Origin of the sequence: Actinoplanes sp. CA-131856, from assembly GCF_050956135.1 — a bacterium.
GTDB lineage: Bacteria > Actinomycetota > Actinomycetes > Mycobacteriales > Micromonosporaceae > Actinoplanes.
In genome coordinates this window covers 7,754,591-7,771,665 of record NZ_CP191849.1, presented here as the reverse complement: position 1 = coordinate 7,771,665, position 17,075 = coordinate 7,754,591, and the positions used below count along the sequence as shown (strand labels likewise).

Genomic DNA, 17,075 nt, shown 5'->3' with positions numbered 1-17,075 from the left:
AGTGCCCCGTCGGTGGCACCCTCGAAGGAGTTCCACATGCGACGCAGTAAGTCAGCTCTCGTCTCGGCGGTGGCACTCGCCGCGCTGCTGGCGGGATGCACCGGCGAGGCAGCCCCCGGCGCCGGCGCCTCCAGCGGCACGACCAAAGACACCCTCACGCTGGCCATGTCGGCCGACATCCAGGGCTGGGACCCGTCGAACCAGCCGGGTTACCAGGGCTGGGGCCCCGAAGCCGTCTGGGATACCGTCATCAAATGCGACGCCTTCGGCAAACCGGAGGCCGACATCGCCGACAAGTGGTCGGTCAGCGCCGACAGCAAGTCGTTCACCGCCCACATTCGCGAGGGCCAGAAGTTCTCCGACGGCACACCGGTCGACTCCACGGCGGTCGCGGCGACCTTCCAGTACGTCACCTCGCACGGCGGATCCGCCGCCGACTACAAGGGCATCAAGATCTCCGCGCCGGATGCGCAGAACATCACCCTGACCTGGCCTGAACCGCAGCCGATGATCATTCAGCGGGTCTGCAACCCGAAGGTCACCACCAAGGCCCTGCTCGACTCGGGCAAGGTCAACGACAAGCCGATCGGCTCCGGTCCGTACGTCCTGGACGAGGCCGCCACCACCCGCGGCTCGGTCTACACGTTCACCAAGAACGAGAACCACTGGAACACGGCCAACTACCCGTACAAGAAACTGGTTCTGAAGGTCATCGAGAGCGAGACCGCGGCCGTCAGCGCGCTGAAGACCAAGCAGGTCGACGGCTCGCTGATCACCGCGGCCAGCTACAACGAGGTCAAGGCCTCCGGCCTCGACATCCTGGCGATGCAGGGCACCACGACCCGCCTGCTGCTCACCGACCACCTCGGCAAGAAGATCCCGGCTCTCGGCAACGTCAAGGTGCGCCAGGCGATCAACATGGTCTTCGACCGCGACGCCATGGTGAAGAACCTCTACCAGGGCCACGGCAAGCCGTCGTACCAGATTTTCCGGCCCGGCAGCGACGCCTACATCGACGGCATGGCGGACCCGTACCCCTTCGACGTCGCCAAGGCCAAGGCGCTGATGGCCGAAGCCGGCTACGCGAGCGGTTTCAACCTGGAACTGCCTACCATGACCGGGCAGAACCACGAGACCCTGATGCCGTACGTGACCCAGCAGCTCGGCCTGCTCGGCATCAAGGTCAAGCAGGTGCCGCTGTCCGGCGCCAACGCGATCAACGACCTACTCAGCGGCACCTACCCGGTAGTGCTGTGGCAGCTCGGCAACTTCGGCCAGTCGCTGCTCGACATCGACATCGTGGTCCGATCGACCGGCTACTGGAACCTCGAGCACCAGCCCGACGCCACCGTCGACGCCCTCTGGCAGAAGATCCTCACCGGCGACGAGGCTACCCGCAAGACGGCCCAGCAGGACATCAACAAGTACGTCGTCGAGCAGGCCTGGTTCGCGCCGATGGTCAACCCCGACGGGTTCTACGCGCACAGCCCGGACGTGAAGATCGACAAGATCTCGGACGTCGAGGCGCTGACCCCGAAGCTGCGCGACTTCAAGTAGCCGGGAGATCTCCGATGACACTCACGCTGCTGAAGAACCTCGCGCGCTCGCTGGCCGTGCTGCTGGTGGTCACGTTCGCCACGTTCACCCTGATGTTCGGTAACGGTGAGGGCATCGCCCGAGCGGTGCTGGGCCTGAACGCCCGGCCGGAGGACGTGCAGCGTGAGGTCGTCACCCTCGGTCTCGACCAGCCGCTGCTGGTGCAGTACTGGCACTGGCTGCGCGACGCGGTCACTGGCAACCTCGGCGAGTCGTTCTACACCGGTCAGTCCGTGACCGACGCGCTCTCGTCGAGGGTGCCGGTCACCCTCGCCATCGTGATCATCACGCTGCTGCTGACGGTCGTGCTGAGCGTGCTGCTCGGCGTCACGGCGGCCGTCAAGGGCGGTTGGGTCGACCGTCTCCTGCAGTTCCTGACCGTGCTGGGCACCGCGATCCCGTCGTTCATCATCGCCATCGTCCTGGTCTTCACCTTCGCCATCGCCTGGCGGGTACTGCCGGCCACCGGCTATGTCACGCCCGAGATCAGCGTCTCGGGCTGGGCGAAGTCGGTGACCCTGCCGGTGCTGGCGCTGCTGGTCGGGGCGGTGGCCAGCGCGGCCGCCCAGTTCCGCACCGCCGTGCTCGACACGCTGGGCCGCGACTACATCCGCACGCTGCGGGCCCGCGGGCTCAGCGAACGGCACGTGATCTTCCGGCACGTGCTGCGCAACTCCGCCGGCCCCGGCCTGACCGTGCTCAGCCTGACCACGCTTGGACTGCTGGGCGGCGCCGTGTTCATCGAGCAGGTGTTCGCCCTGCCCGGCATGGGCCAGCTGGCCAACCAGTCGGCGCAGGTGAACGACGTGCCCATGGTGATGGGCACCGTGCTCGTGACGATCGTGATCGTCCTGGTCGTGAACTTCCTCGGCGATCTGGCCACCACCGTGCTGAACCCGAAGGCGAGGATCCGATGACCGTCAGCCCTGCAACCGACGTGGCCCGGCGGCGCGTGTTCCGGCAGCTGCTGCGCAACCCGCAGGGCGCCGTCTGCCTGGCCTTCCTCGCCCTGGTCGTGCTCGTGGCGGTGACCAGCCCGTGGCTGGCGCCGTACTCGCCGACCGAAACCGACCTGGACGCCACCAACGCGGCACCGTTCAGCGCCGGGCATCTGCTCGGCGGCGACAGCGCCGGCCGCGACATCCTGTCCCGGCTCATGTGGGGCTCGCGGCAGACCGTTCTCGCCTGCGCCATCATCCTGATCATCTCGTTGGCGGTCGGAGTCACCGGCGGCCTGGTGGCCGGCTTCTACCGCGGGCGGTTCGAAGCCGCGGCGGGTTTCGTCTCCGACGTGGTCATGTCCCTGCCCGGCATCGTGCTGCTGATCGCCCTGTACGCCCTGACCGGCCCGAACATCCCGGCCGCGATGGCCGTCTTCGGGCTGCTCATCGCACCCACCTACTACCGCCTGGTCCGCAACGTCGTCCTGGGTGTGCGCAACGAGCTCTACGTCGACGCGGCCCGGGTGGCCGGCCTGTCCGACGTGCGGATCGTCGGCCGGCACGTGCTGTGGGCCGTGCGGGCGCCGGTCATCATCCAGAGCTCGTTCGTGCTGGCCTCCGGCATCGGCATCGAGGCCGGCGTGTCCTTCCTCGGCCTGGGCGACCCGGCCGGCGCGTCGTGGGGCATCGTGCTGCAGAACTCGTTCAACGGCATCTACAACAACCGGTGGGCCGTGGTCTGGCCGGCGCTGCTCATCAGCCTCACCATCCTGGCCCTGGTGCTGCTCGGCAACGCGCTCAGCGACGTCCTGCAATCCTCGGCCCGCAGCAAGACCCTGTCACCGCGCGCCCGGCGCGCCGCCGTGGCAGCCGCACAGCAGCAGGAGCCGGAGGACGACTCGATCCTGGTCGGGAGCTCGGACGACGTCGTGCTCTCCGTCCGGGGCCTGCGGATCGCCTACCCGATGGCCGGCGGCGAGATCCGGGAAGTCGTGCACGGCGCCGACCTGGACGTGCGCCGCGGCGAGATCCACGGCCTGGTGGGGGAGTCCGGCTCCGGCAAGTCCCAGATCGCCTTCGCCACCCTGGGCATCCTCCCTCGCGAGGCGCTGGTCCTGGGCGGTAGCGTCCTGCTCGACGGCGAGGACCTGCTGGCCGACGACGCGAAGATGCGAGCGGCCCGCGGCCGGCGCATCGCTTACGTGCCGCAGGAACCCATGTCCAACCTCGACCCCTCCTTCACCATCGGCAAACAGCTGACGTACGGGCTGAGGGCGGTGACCACTCTCGACGCGAAACAGGCCCGAGAGCGCATCACCGAACTGCTGATCCGAGTCGGCATCACCGATCCCGAACGGGTGATGGGCCTGTACCCGCACGAAATCTCCGGCGGCATGGCCCAGCGCGTGCTGATCTGCGGTGCGGTCGCCGCCGACCCCGACGTCATCGTCGCCGACGAGCCCACCACCGCCCTCGACGTCACCGTCCAGGCCGAAGTCCTCGAACTGCTGCGCGAACTGAGCCAGGAACGAGGCCTGGCCATGATCCTGGTGACCCACAACCTCGGCGTCGTTGCGGATCTGTGCGACACCGTGAGCGTGATGAAGGAAGGAAACATCGTCGAGCGCGCCGACGTCGACGCCATCTTCGAGTCGCCGCAACAGGCGTACACCCGGGAACTGCTCTCGTCCTCGCGCAGCGTCGAGCTGATGGAGATCTGACATGACCGATCAACCGCTGCTGCGCGCCCGCGACCTGGTCGTCCGCTTCCCCGGCCGCCGGAAGACCTCGACCACCGTCATCCACGGCGTCTCCTTCGACCTCGCCGCCGGCGAGACCCTGAGCCTGGTCGGCGAGTCCGGCTCCGGCAAGACCACCATCGGGCGGGCCATCCTCGGCCTGGCCCCGGTCAGCGAGGGCACCGTCGAGTTCCGCGGCGAGACCATCAGCAACGTCTCCCGCTCGCGGCGACGCGAACTCGCCCGCGACGTGCAGGTCGTCTTCCAGGACCCGTACTCGTCGCTCAACCCGTCCATGACGGTCGGCGACATCCTCGTCGAACCGCTCGCCACGGCCGGCGTCGAGGGCGGCCGCACCCGTGTGAAAGAGCTGCTGGACGCGGTCGGACTGCCTGCCGACGCGGCGAACCGGTACCCGCGCGAGTTCTCCGGCGGGCAGCGGCAGCGGGTGGCCATCGCCCGCGCGCTCGCCCTGAACCCGGCGGTGATCGTCTGTGACGAGCCGACCAGCGCGCTCGACGTGACGACACAGGCGCGGGTGCTGCGCCTGTTCCACGACATCCAGAAGGCCACCGGGGTGGCCTACCTGTTCATCAGCCACGACCTCGGCGTCGTCAACGAGATCAGCGACCGCATCGCCGTCCTGTACCGCGGGGAGGTCGTCGAACTCGGTGCGGCGCACCAGGTCGCCACCGCCCCGCGACACGACTACACCCGCCGGTTGCAGATGGCCGCGCCAGTCGCCGACCCGCGCAAGCAGCGCGAGCGACGCCGGCTGCGCCTGGCTCTCTGACCACTTCCCGCCTTCAGCATCAGGAGTCACCCTTCATGGTTCAGCCCAGCGCACCTCGTTTCGAGCAACGCACCGAGCCCGGCCCGGTGCTCGGCATCGGCACCCCGGCTCCCCGGCTCTCCTGGACCATCACGCATGCCGGCGAAGGCTGGCGCCAGACGGCGTACGAGGTCCAGATCTCCGGCGAGGTCTTCACTGTGCGCAGCGCCGAGCAGGTGCTGGTCCCGTGGCCGGCCCGGCCGCTGCGCTCGCGGGAGCGGGCCGAGGTCAAGGTCCGGGTGGCGTACGGCGACGACTGGAGCCCGTGGAGCGAGCCGGCAACCGTCGAGGCAGGCCTGCTGAACCCGGACGACTGGACGGCGCGCTTCATCAGCCCGCTCGACCCGGGCGAACGGGCCCCCATCGTCGCCGGACGTGTCGAGGTGCCCGGGCCGATCCGCAGCGCCCGGCTGTACGCCACCGCCCACGGCATCTACGTGCCGTCGATCAACGGCCGCCGTGTCGACGACACCGTCCTCGCGCCGGGCTGGACCTCGTACGAGCACCGGCTGCGCTACCACGTCTACGACGTCACGACCCTGATCCGACCTGGCGAGAACCTGCTGGAATTTCTGCTCGGCAACGGCTGGTATCGCGGACGGCTCGGCTGGTCCAACCAGCGCGCGATCTACGGCGACCGCCTCGCCCTGCTCGCCCAGCTGGAGATCACGACCTTCGACGGCGCTGTGCACGTGCTGGCCACCGACGGCACCTGGCACGCCCGGCCGAGCGTGGTCCTGGCCGACGACCTGTACGACGGCCAGACCACCGACCTGCGCCCCCACGAAGCGCCGGCGACCAGCGTCGAAATGGTCGAGGGCGACCTGTCGCGGCTCGTCGCTCCGGACGGCCCCCCGATTCGGCCGACCAGCGTGCTGCCCGCCCGCAAGGTGTGGCAATCCCCGGCCGGCAAGACACTCGTCGACTTCGGCCAGAACGCCGTCGGGTGGATCCGCCTGCACGTCCGGGGCCTGCCCGAGGGCACGACGGTCACGGTTCGCCACGCCGAGGTGCTGGAAGACAAAGAACTCGGCATCCGGCCACTGCGGTCGGCCCTGGCCACCGACACCTGGGTGCTGTCCGGCCACGACGAAGTGCTCGAACCCTCGGTGACGCTGCACGGCTTCCGCTACGCCGAAGTCACCGGAGTACCGGACCTGCGTGAAGAAGACATCGAACTGGTCGTCATCGGCTCCGGGCTGCGCCGCACCGGCTGGTTCTCCTCCTCACACGAGCAGCTCAACCAACTGCACGAAAACGTCGTCTGGAGCACCCGCGGCAACTTCGTCGACCTGCCCACCGACTGCCCGCAGCGCGACGAGCGCCTCGGCTGGACCGGCGACATCCAGGTCTTCGGGCCGACCGCGACCTTCCTGTACGACACCACCGGCCTGCTCCGCTCCTGGCTGGCCGACCTGGCCGCCGAACAGCGTCCCGACGGCTCGGTGCCGCACGTCGTTCCCGAAGTCGACCGCGCACCCGAGTTCCACACGCCCGCCGCGGCCTGGGGCGACGCCGCCACCGTCGTGCCCTGGACGCTCTACCAGCGCACCGGCGACCTGCAGGTGCTCGAACGGCAACTGCCGAGCATGAGCGCCTGGGTCGACCGGGTTGCCGCCCTGGCCGGCGCGGACCGCCTCTGGCGCGGCGGCTTCCAGTTCGGTGACTGGCTCGACCCGACGGCTCCGCCGGAGGAGCCCGGCCGGGCCAAGGCCGACCCCGACGTGGTGGCCACCGCCCACTTCGCCCGCTCGTCGTGGATCGTGGCCGAGTCGGCCCGCCTGCTCGGCCGGGCCGCCGACGCCGAGAAGTACCGCACGTTGACCGCCGAGGTACGGGATGCCTTTGCCCGGGCCTTCGTCACGCCGGAAGGCCGGATCCACTCGGACGCGCAAACCCTGTACGCGCTGGCCATCGAGTGGGATCTGCTGCCCGAGGCGGGGCAGCGGGTGGCGGCCGGGCGCCGGCTAGCCGAGCTCGTGCGTGACGGCGGGTACCGGATCGCCACCGGCTTCGTCGGCACGCCGCTGGTCTGCGACGCCCTCACCAGCACAGGCCACCTCGACGTGGCGTACCGCCTGCTCCTGCAGACCGAGTGCCCGTCCTGGCTCTACCCGGTCACCATGGGCGCCACCACGGTGTGGGAGCGCTGGGACAGCATGCGCCCGGACGGCAGCATCAACCCGGGGGAGATGACCTCCTTCAACCACTACGCCCTGGGCGCGGTGGCCGACTGGCTGCACCGTACGGTAGCCGGGCTCGCGCCCGCCGCGCCCGGATACCGCCGCCTGCTCGTGCACCCCCGGCCCACGCCGGAGCTCACCAGTGCGGCGGCCACTCACCTGACCCCGTACGGGAAAGCCTCGGTCTCCTGGCATCGCTCGGCCGGCCACCTGCGCCTCGACGTGAGCGTGCCGGTCGGCGCGTCGGCCGAGGTGCACGTGCCGGGTGAGGACCGTCCGGTGACGGTCGGCCACGGCGACCACCGCTGGCTCGTGGCCGACCCGGTGATCCGCTCCGAGATGTCGGTGGCCGATGTCTGAGCCGATCATCCCGGGCTTCTATCCCGACCCGACGATCTGCCGGGTCGGCGACGACTACTACCTGGCCCACTCCAGCTTCGAGTACTTTCCCGGCGCGCCGATCTGGCACAGCCGCGACCTGATCCGCTGGACGCAGATCGGCCACATCCTGACCCGCCGCAGCCAGTTCACCCGCGGCGACGGCCGGCCCTCCTCCGGGTTGTACGCCGGGACGTTGCGCCACCACGACGGGCGCTTCTTCTACATCACCACGAACGTCAGCGACTACGACGGCGGCCAGCTGATCGTCACCGCCGACGATCCGGCCGGGCCGTGGAGCGAACCCGTGCGGGTGCCCGAGGCGATCGGCATCGACCCCGACCTCGCCTGGGACGACGGCGGCACGTGCTACCTGAGCTGGAAGGCGATGAGCTTCACCGAGGGTGAGGTCGGCATCCTCCAGGCCCCGCTCGACATCTCGTCGGGCAAGTTCCTCGCCCCGGCGTACCGGATCTGGCAGGGCAGCGGCCTCGCCGCGGCCGAAGGCCCGCATCTGTACGTCATCGACGGCCTCTGGTATCTGCTGCTCGCCGAGGGCGGCACCGAACGCGGGCACGCCGTCACCGTCGCCCGCGGCCCACACCCGTCCGGGCCGTTCGAAGGCTGCCCGGTCAACCCGATCCTGAGCCACCGCAGCACTATTCACCCGGTGCAGAACACCGGTCACGCCGATCTGGTCCGTACGCCCGCCGGCGGCTGGGCTGCCGTCTATCTCGGGGTCCGGCCGCGCGGCTCGACACCGGGCTTCCACGTCCTGGGGCGGGAGACCTTCCTGGCCGGGATCGACTGGCGCGACGGCTGGCCGGTCTTCGACGAGGACCGCTACCGGATCCCGCCCCTCGACACGGGTTTCACCGATGTCTTCGCCAACGCCACACCGCACCCGCGCTGGGTCGTGGACGGCAACGACTTGCTGTGCACCCGCGTCCGGGACCTGCGGTGGTCGGCGGAAGCGACACTGGACGGCCCCGGCCGGTTCGAAGTCCGTATCGACGACCGGCACCGCTATGGTCTGACCCGGCATCACGACCGGGTCGAGGCGCGCGCCCGCATCGGCGACCTCGACGTCGCGCTGGCCGAGTCACCCATGCCGGCAGGTCCGGCCGTGCTGCGGATCGAGGCCGTCGAACCCACTCAGCCCACCGTTCCCCTCGGCGACGCCGGACCCGACGAGATCGTCCTTTCCCTCGGCCGCCATGAGCTGGCCCGGCTCGACGGGCGCTACCTCTCCACCGAAGTCGCGTCCGGCTTCACCGGCCGCATGCTCGCCACCACCGGCGCCCACGTCCGGTCGGTCACCTACCGCCCCCAGGAGCAGTCATGAAAGCTGTCCTGAGCTCCCTCCTTCTCGCCTCCGGCCTCATCCTCGTCCCGGCCGGCGCCGCCTCCGCCGCACCACCCGACTGCGCCGCCACCACGCCGGGCGGCCCAGTCCAGGTCACACCCGGCTGCGTCGACCCGCTCTACGCCCACCCCGTCATCGACAGCGAGCAGGACCTGACCACCCCGGTCACGCATCACCGGGTGTCCGGGCATTTCGACGGTACGGACGTCAAGTTCACGATCTACCTGCCGCCGGCCAAACAATGGCAGGGCCGCTTCTTCCAATACACGTACCCGACCTCGACCGAGAACGCCTACGAGCGCGCCGTCGCCTTCGGTGCCGCCAGCGGCGCCTACACCGTTCAGACCAGCGGCACCGGCGGCTACCGTCACGACGCCGCCGCCGCGAAGTTCGCCGAGACCGTAGCGGCCGCCTACTACCGCTCAGGAGCCCGGCGGATCTACGGCTACCTGTACGGCCCCTCCGGCGGCTCCTTCCAGACCGTCGGCGCCATCGAGAACACCACCGGAGTATGGGAGGGCGCCGTCCCGGTCGTCCTCGGCGTGCCCACCTCCATCCCCATCAACTTCTTCGTCCGCGCGCAGGCCCGCATGGTCCTGCGCGACGTGGCCGACCGGATCGCCGACGCCGTACGACCCGGCGGCTCCGGCAACCCGTACGCCGGCCTGACGCCGGTGCAGGCGGCGATGCTGCACGAGGCCACAAGCCTGGGCGTTCCGCTCAAGGCGTGGGCCGACCCTGACTACGTGCTCGGCCTGTCGGCGCCGGACGGCCTGCTCGGCTTCGGCGCCGTGATTCAACAGCTCGACCCCACGTACGCCGACGACTTCTGGTCCAAGCCCGGCTACCTGGGCACCGAGCAGTCGGCGCTCGGCGACCTCGTCCGGGCCGAGCTGGCCCGCACCGGCGACCGCTGGGCCGTCGCCCTGCCGTCGTACTACCGCCATCAGATCCCGCCGGCGGGCGAGGGCTACGACGTCTTCGACTCGCTGCGCGGCCGCTATCCGCAGCGGCCGTTCCTGGTCGGCCCGGCCATCGCGAACAGCGTCGCCGGTGGCGGCACCTACACCGGCCGGATCAACGGCAAGGTCATCGTGGTCGACAACCTGCTCGACAGCGACGCCTACCCGTGGCACGCCGACTGGTACGCCCGCCGCGTCCAGTCCCCGGGCGATTTCCGCCTGTACTACAACGACAACGCCGACCACCTCGAAGGCCCGGTCACCGGAGCCAAGGCCAGCCGCATCGTCTCCTACGACCCGATCGTGGAACAGGCGCTACGCGACGTCGCGGCCTGGGCCGAGCGCGGCGTACGCCCACCGCAGTCCACCCGCTACACGGTCACCGACGGCCAAGTGCACGTCCCGGCGACAGCCGCCCAGCGGCGCGGCATCCAGCCAGTCGTCGACCTCACCGTCCACGGCCGCGACCGCGTCGACATCAAAGCCGGCCAGAAGGTCGACTTCCAGGCCCGGGTCGCGACACCGCCCGGCGCCGGAAAGATCGTCTCCGCCGGATGGGACTTCACCGGATCCGGCACCTTCACCAAGGCCGCCAAGGGTTTCACCGCCAGCCACCGGTTCACGAAGCCCGGCACCTACTACGTGTCCTTCAAAGTGGCCTCGACCCGGTCCGGCCACCCGGAACCGTTCGCCGCGGTCGAGAACCTGGACCGCGTCCGCGTCGTCGTTCACCCCTGAGCAAGGAGTCGCTGTGCTTACTCACCTCATCACCGTCGGACAGGTGCTCGACGCTCCGGGCGGACGGCCGGTGCTCGAGCGGTACCTGCCGCAGACCGTCGACCGGCCCGAGCTTCGCGAACTGCTTGTTGTGTTGTTCCTGCGGGCCACTCCCGGCCTGCGCGACGACGAGGCGGCCCGGGAGGCGTTCTGGGCCGAGATCGACGCGCTGATGTCGCCGATCCTCCTCCACGAGCATGATGCCGCCATCACACCGTCGCCGGTGGATGCCGGGGCGACGCGTTCCTCGGCGCCATGGTCCGTCGTAGGCTCACCGACCCGATGGGGACTGCTCGAGATCGCCTTGCACGGACCGAGCGAGGGCAACCCGTTCGTCGACGTCGAGCTGACCGCCGAGTTCCGATGCGGCGAGCGGACCTGGACGGTCGGGGGCTTCTACGACGGCGACGGCATCTACCGGCTGCGCGTGCTCGCCGAGGAGGAAGGAACCTGGCAGTTCGTCACCTCGGCCACGACCCCGTCGCTCGACGGGATCCGCGGTGAGGTGACCGTCGGCCCGGCGGCCGACGGGGCGCACGGGCCGGTCCGCGTGGACGGCTTCCACTTCGCCTACGCCGACGGGACCCGATACCGGCCGTGGGGAACCACTGCCTACGCGTGGAACCACCAGGACGACAAGACGCAGGCGGAAACCCTGGAGACGCTGGCCGCGTCGCCCTTCACCAAGCTGCGCATGTGCTTGTTCCCCAAGCATTTCGTCTTCAACAACGAGGAGCCCGCCCGGTTCCCGTTCCCCAGCGCTTCCGACCACGCGCGGTTCGACACCGAGTTCTTCGCCCGTCTCGACGAGCAGGTGCGCCGCCTCGGCGAGCTCGGCATCGAGGCCGACATCATCCTGTTCCACCCGTACGACAAGTGGGGCTTCTCGGATCTGGGCCCGGCCGTGGACGAGCGGGTGGTCCGCTACGTCGTCCGCCGGCTGGCCGGATATGCCAACGTCTGGTTCTCGCTGGCCAACGAATACGACGCGGTGCCCCGCAAAACGATCGCGGACTGGGACCGGATCGGGGAGACCGTAGCCGCCGAGGACCCGCACGGGCATCTGGTATCCATTCACAACTTCATCGAGCACTTCGACCACACCCGGCCGTGGATCACCCACGCGAGCATTCAGCACAGCCGGGTCGAGGAGGTCACCGGCTGGCGCGAGCGGTGGGGCAAACCGGTGGTCATCGACGAGTCCGGATACGAGGGCGACATCGAGTACGACTGGGGCAACCTCACCGGCGAGGAAATGCTGCGCCGCTTCTGGGAAGGCGCGGTCCGCGGCGGCTACGTCGGGCACGGCGAGACCTACTGGAACGCCGAGGAGAAGATCTGGTGGGCCAAGGGCGGCCGGCTGACCGGCACGAGCCCGGAACGGATCGGCTTTCTCGCCGAGATCGTCGCCGCCTCGCCGACCGGGGTGCTCGAGCCGGTGCCGTCCGGCTTCGACCTGCCGTGGGCCGGAGTGCAGGACGAGTACCTGGTCAACTACTACGGTCTCGGCCGGCCTCGGGAACGGCATGTCATCCTGCCGCCGGGCCGCTGGCACGTGGACGTCCTCGACACGTGGGAGTGCACCGTCGAGCGGCTGCCCGGCACGTACGAGGCGCTCGTGGTCGTACCTCTGCCGGCCAAGTCGTTCCAGGGCGTGCGGCTGGTGAAGGCTTGATGCGGACGTCCTTCACGCCCGGGCAGGTCTGGCTCGACACCGATGGCAAGCGGATCCAGGCCCACGGCGGGTCGCTGATGGAGGTCGGCGGCACTTTCTACTGGTACGGCGAGAACAAGGAGCGCTCGACGCCGGGCAGCGGCATCTGGCACTGGGGCGTCCGCTGCTACTCGTCGACCGATCTCTACAACTGGACCGACCGCGGCCTGATCATCGCGCCCGACGTGGACGATCCGTCCTCACCGCTGCACCCGGCCATGTCGCTGGACCGGCCGCACATCCTGCGCCACCCCGACTCGGGGCAGTACATGTGCTGGATCAAGGTGATGTCACCGGCCGGGCAACGCTCGACAGTCCTCGTGGCGGACGACATTCTGGGCCCGTACAAAATGGTCGTGAAAGATCTGAAGCCCCTGGGCATGAACGCCGGGGACTTCGACCTGGTTGTCGACCCGACCGACGGCAAGGGCTACTACTACTTCGAGCGCGTGCACAGCGAGCTGATCTGCGCCGACCTGACCGACGACTACACCGGCGTCACCGGGTATTACTCCACCCACTTCCCGCTGGTGCAACCGCCATACGTCCGGGAGGCACCCGCCTATTTCGCCCGGCACGGCCGGCACTATCTCGTCACCTCAGGCACGACCGGCTACTACCCGAACCCATCCGAGGTCGCCGTCGCCCCGAGCTATCACGGCCCGTGGACGGTGCTGGGCGACCCGCACCCGGGCGACGCGAGTCGCAGCTCGTACCAGTCGCAGGTCAGTTCGGTATTCCGGCATCCGCACAAGCAGGACCTGTACATCGCGCTGGCCGACCGTTGGCTGCCGCGCTACACCGAATCCAGCGAGGCAGCGATCGCCATGCACGCCGAACGGTTCGCCCCGTTCGGCGGCCATCACGACGGCCCGTGGTCCGAGCTCACGGAGATCGACACGTCGATCGCGGACTACGTCTGGCTGCCCTTCCGGTTCGACGGGGAACGCGCCCTCCTCGACTGGCACGACGAATGGCGCGTCGAGGACTACGCATGAGATTTGCTTGGCAGGACGAGCGTCTGGAGCCCGGCCATCGGGCCGAGCTGCTGCTGGCCGAGATGACTACGGCCGAGAAATGTCATCAGCTCACCGCCCGGATGGCGTGGTCGTTGGTGAAGGCCGATGGCACCGACTCCGACGGCGCCGAGGACGTGCTGCGCAACCCGCCGGGACACGTGGCGCAGCTGATCCTCGACGACCCGGCGCAGCTGGCGGAGATGGTCGGCACCATCCAGAAGCAGGTGCTGTCTCGGAGCCGGCTCGGGATTCCGGTGCTGTTCCACGCCGAGGCGCTCAGCGGCTTCCTCAACGGCGGGCACATGGTGTTTCCGTCCGGGACCGGCCTCGCCGCCGGGTGGAGCCCCGAGCTCGTCGAGGAGATGGCCGATCTGATCCGGCGGCAGATGCGCCGGACCGGGATGATGCACGCGCTGTCGCCGGTGCTCGACGTGGCCCTCGATCCGCGGTGGGGGCGCGTGCACGAGACGTTCGGTGAGGACCCGTACTTGTGTGCGGCCTTGGGGGTGGCCTATGTGCGCGGTCTGCAGGGAAGCGATCTCTCGCAGGGTGTGATGGCGACGGGCAAGCACTTCCTGGGGTACGCGGCGCCGCCGGGCGGCCTGAACCTGTCGGCCTTCGAGTCCGGCGCCCGGCGCACGCGGGACCTGTTCGCTTATCCCTTCGAGGCGGCGATCCGCCTGGCCGGGCTGCGATCGGTGATGAACTCGTACGCCGACGTCGACGGTGTGCCGGCCGGAGCGTCGCCGGAGGTGTTGCAGGATCTGCTGCGCGACACGCTTGGCTTCGAGGGTTTCGTTTCCTCCGACTACACGACGCTTGAGCAGTTCGTCGACCGGCAGCGGATCGCTGCCTCCCCCGCCGAGGCGGGCCGGCTGGCCATCCGGGCCGGGCTCGACGTCGAGATGCCCAATCCGTACGGCTACGGCGACGTGCTCGCGGCCGAGGTCGAGCGTGGGGCCGTCGACGTCCGGCACGTCGACGAGTGCGTGCGGCGGGTGCTGCGCGCGAAGTTCGAGGTCGGGCTCTTCGAGCATCCGTACCCGGTGGAGAGCATCGACGTGGCCGCCGCGGCCAGCGAGGGCGCCGACCTGTCACTCGAGCTGGCCCGGCGCTCGATCGTGCTCGCTCAGAACGACGGCATCCTGCCGCTGGCTCCCGGTGGGCTCGACATCGCGGTCATCGGACCGCACGCCGACGCCCCGACATTCCAGTTCCCGACCTACACGTACGCGTCCTGGCGCGAAGCCAACGAAGCCGTGATGCGCGGCGAACTCGGCACCATGAACGGCGCCGAGGAGACCGTGTCGGCCTGGTACTCGGCCCTGTTCGGGCCGTGGGACGGCAACCGCCTGGCTCCCTCGCTGGCAGCCGAGATCCGCGACCGCGCCCGCACGGTGAGCGTCGAGCGCGGCTGCACCCTGACCGAGGATCTGGGCTCCCTCGACGCGGCGGTCGAGGCGGCGCGGGCGGCCGACGTCGTCGTGCTGGCGCTGGGCGGGGCCAGCCTGTGGTTCACGGGGGAGCGGACCGAGGGCGAGGCCAGCGACACCGCCGACATCACCCTGCCGGCCGCTCAGGTGCGGCTGGCCGAGGCGGTGGCGGCCACCGGCACCCCGCTCGTGGTCGTGCTCGTGCAGGGCCGGGCCTACGCGCTGCCGAAGGTCATCCAGGACGCGGCGGCCATCGTCGTGGCCCCGTACGCCGGGCCGTTCGGCACGCAGGCGATCGCCGACGTGCTCTTCGGCGTCGTCAATCCGTCCGGCAAGATGCCGTACAGCGTGCCCCGGCACAGCGGCCAGATCCCGGTCTACCACCACCAGAAGGCCGGCTCCGGCTACCGCAACCCGTTGCCGCCCAGCGTCTCCCGGCACTACCTCGACCTGGAGGCCACGCCGCTGTGGCCGTTCGCCCACGGGCTGAGCTACACCAGGTTCGCGCTCAGCGACCTCGACTGCGGTCCCGACATCGACACGTACGGCACAGCGCGGATCAGCGCCACCGTCGCGAACACCGGCTCCCGAGACGGCGCGACGGTCCTGCAGCTCTACCTGCGGGTGAACACCTCGCCGGTCACGCGGCCCGCGCAACAACTGGCAGGCTTCGCCCGGGTAGACCTTGCCGCCGGTGAGAGTCGTCGCGTCACCTTCGAGGTCGACGCCTCGCAGCTCGCCTACACCAACCTCGCCCGCGAGGTCGCCGTCGAACCCGCGCCGGTCGACGTCTTCGTCGGCCTCGACTCCAACGACCGTTCGTTGACCGGGGCGTTCGCCGTCCGGGGACCCGAACGCGTGGTCGCCGGACCGGACCGGTCCTTCCTGTCCCGGCTGGCATAGCGGCAGCCGCTCTCTCCCAGGTGGTGCCGCCCGTAGGATCGAGGCGCGTACAACCTCGGGAGAGCGAGACATGGCTGTTTCACCGGATTCCCCGGCTGCGGACCGTCGCGCCACGATTCAGGACGTGGCACGCGAGGCGGGCGTGTCGGTCTCGGCGGTGTCCAAGGTTGTCCGGGACGCGTACGGGGTCAGTGACCGCATGCGGGAGAAGGTGACGGCGGCTATCGAGACGCTCGGTTACCGCCCGCACACCGGTGCCCGGGCCATGCGTGGTCGCTCGTACACCGTCGGCGTGATGTTGATCGAGCTGTCCTCGCCCTTTCAGCCCCAGATCGTCGGGGGCATCACCGCCGAACTGGATGCCACTCCGTTCCAGGAGATTCTCATCGCCGGCGGCACCTCGCCCGAGCGGCAGAAGCGCAGCATCGAGGCTCTTGTCGACCGGCAGGTGGACGGCTTGATCGTCATCGCGCCGTGGATGGAGCAGGCGTGGCTGGAGGAGCTGGGAGCCGGCTTGCCAACGGTTGTCATCGCCCGGCACGGCGGTGCCGAGAACTTCGACACGATCGTCGACGACGACTTCGAGGGCGCACGGATGATGGTCGACCACTTGGTGGCTCTCGGGCACCGGCGCATCGTGCACACCAGCCAGCCCTCGGGCGGGCTGGAGCGGCCGTTCGTTCTGTCTCACACGCCAAGACTCGACGGATACGAGGCGGCCATGAGACGGCATGGTCTGGAGCCGGACGTCATCGTCACCGGATACTCGGAAGAGGGCGGCTACGAGGCCGCACAACAGGCCTTGTCCCGCCCGAACCCGCCGACGGCGATCTTCGCTGGGGCCGACATCGCGGCCTTGGGTGTGCTGCGCGCGGCCGAAGAACGAGGACTGCGGGTTCCCGAGGACCTCAGCGTCGCTGGGTACGACAACATCTACATGTCGACGATCGGCCGGATCTCGCTCACGACGATTGACCAGTCCGCCCATCTCACCGGGTCCCGCAGCGCGCGGCTTCTGCTCGAGCGCCTCGACGGGCGAGCCCGGCCGGTGCACTACCTCATCGCGCCGCGACTGATGGCACGCAGCACGACCGCGGCGGCGGCCGGCGTCAGTACTGCGGTCTGATCCGTTCGCGCCGAGTGCCTTGACGCTGACACGGCGGCCCGTCTACCGTTCTTGTAGAACGTTGCACGGGACCGCCGGCGACGACCCTCCGGGGGCAATGCGCAGC

The 17,075-nt window shown here is 69.7% G+C and carries 11 protein-coding genes and 1 pseudogene; all 12 read left to right on the top strand.

Annotation, left to right across the window (positions count from 1 at the left end; genetic code table 11):
* The first annotated feature begins 36 nt into the window (after positions 1–36).
* The gene (locus tag ACQP2X_RS35555) at positions 37–1,557 is read left to right on the top strand and encodes an ABC transporter substrate-binding protein (RefSeq protein ID WP_498689440.1); all 1,521 of its coding nucleotides are present in this window, start codon (positions 37–39) and stop codon (positions 1,555–1,557) included.
* A gap of 14 nt (positions 1,558–1,571) precedes the next feature.
* The gene (locus ACQP2X_RS35550) at positions 1,572–2,513 is read left to right on the top strand and encodes an ABC transporter permease (RefSeq protein WP_498689438.1); all 942 of its coding nucleotides are present in this window, start codon (positions 1,572–1,574) and stop codon (positions 2,511–2,513) included.
* Entirely contained in the window at positions 2,510–4,258 is a 1,749-nt protein-coding gene (locus ACQP2X_RS35545; RefSeq protein WP_498689437.1) for a dipeptide/oligopeptide/nickel ABC transporter permease/ATP-binding protein, read from the top strand. The genes ACQP2X_RS35550 and ACQP2X_RS35545 overlap by 4 nt, the downstream gene beginning before the upstream one ends.
* 1 nt (position 4,259) lies before the next feature.
* Complete coding sequence (locus ACQP2X_RS35540; RefSeq protein WP_498689435.1) at positions 4,260–5,069, top strand: ABC transporter ATP-binding protein; 810 nt, start codon at positions 4,260–4,262, stop codon at positions 5,067–5,069.
* Positions 5,070–5,104: 35 nt separating this feature from the next.
* A complete protein-coding gene (locus ACQP2X_RS35535) occupies positions 5,105–7,651 on the top strand; it encodes a family 78 glycoside hydrolase catalytic domain (RefSeq protein WP_498689430.1) in 2,547 nt (848 codons plus the stop codon).
* The gene (locus ACQP2X_RS35530) at positions 7,644–9,014 is read left to right on the top strand and encodes a glycoside hydrolase family 43 protein (RefSeq protein WP_498689428.1); all 1,371 of its coding nucleotides are present in this window, start codon (positions 7,644–7,646) and stop codon (positions 9,012–9,014) included. Before ACQP2X_RS35535 ends, ACQP2X_RS35530 begins: the two co-directional genes overlap by 8 nt.
* Positions 9,011–10,735, top strand: a complete 1,725-nt coding sequence (locus tag ACQP2X_RS35525; protein ID WP_498689426.1) for a PKD domain-containing protein — start codon at positions 9,011–9,013, stop codon at positions 10,733–10,735. The genes ACQP2X_RS35530 and ACQP2X_RS35525 overlap by 4 nt, the downstream gene beginning before the upstream one ends.
* A 13-nt stretch (positions 10,736–10,748) precedes the next feature.
* The gene (locus tag ACQP2X_RS35520; RefSeq protein WP_498689425.1) at positions 10,749–12,449 is read left to right on the top strand and encodes a DUF5605 domain-containing protein; all 1,701 of its coding nucleotides are present in this window, start codon (positions 10,749–10,751) and stop codon (positions 12,447–12,449) included.
* The gene (locus ACQP2X_RS35515; protein ID WP_498689424.1) at positions 12,449–13,486 is read left to right on the top strand and encodes a family 43 glycosylhydrolase; all 1,038 of its coding nucleotides are present in this window, start codon (positions 12,449–12,451) and stop codon (positions 13,484–13,486) included. Before ACQP2X_RS35520 ends, ACQP2X_RS35515 begins: the two co-directional genes overlap by 1 nt.
* Positions 13,483–15,843, top strand: coding sequence for a glycoside hydrolase family 3 N-terminal domain-containing protein (locus ACQP2X_RS35510; RefSeq protein WP_498689423.1), 2,361 nt, complete (start codon positions 13,483–13,485; stop codon positions 15,841–15,843). Before ACQP2X_RS35515 ends, ACQP2X_RS35510 begins: the two co-directional genes overlap by 4 nt.
* Positions 15,844–15,913: 70 nt before the next feature.
* Positions 15,914–16,030 (top strand): annotated as a pseudogene (locus ACQP2X_RS35505) (LacI family DNA-binding transcriptional regulator); the annotation flags it as partial.
* A 12-nt stretch (positions 16,031–16,042) separates the two neighbouring features.
* On the top strand, positions 16,043–16,969 hold the full coding sequence (locus ACQP2X_RS35500; RefSeq protein WP_498701113.1) for a LacI family DNA-binding transcriptional regulator: 927 nt from the start codon (positions 16,043–16,045) through the stop codon (positions 16,967–16,969).
* Positions 16,970–17,075: the final 106 nt, after the last annotated feature.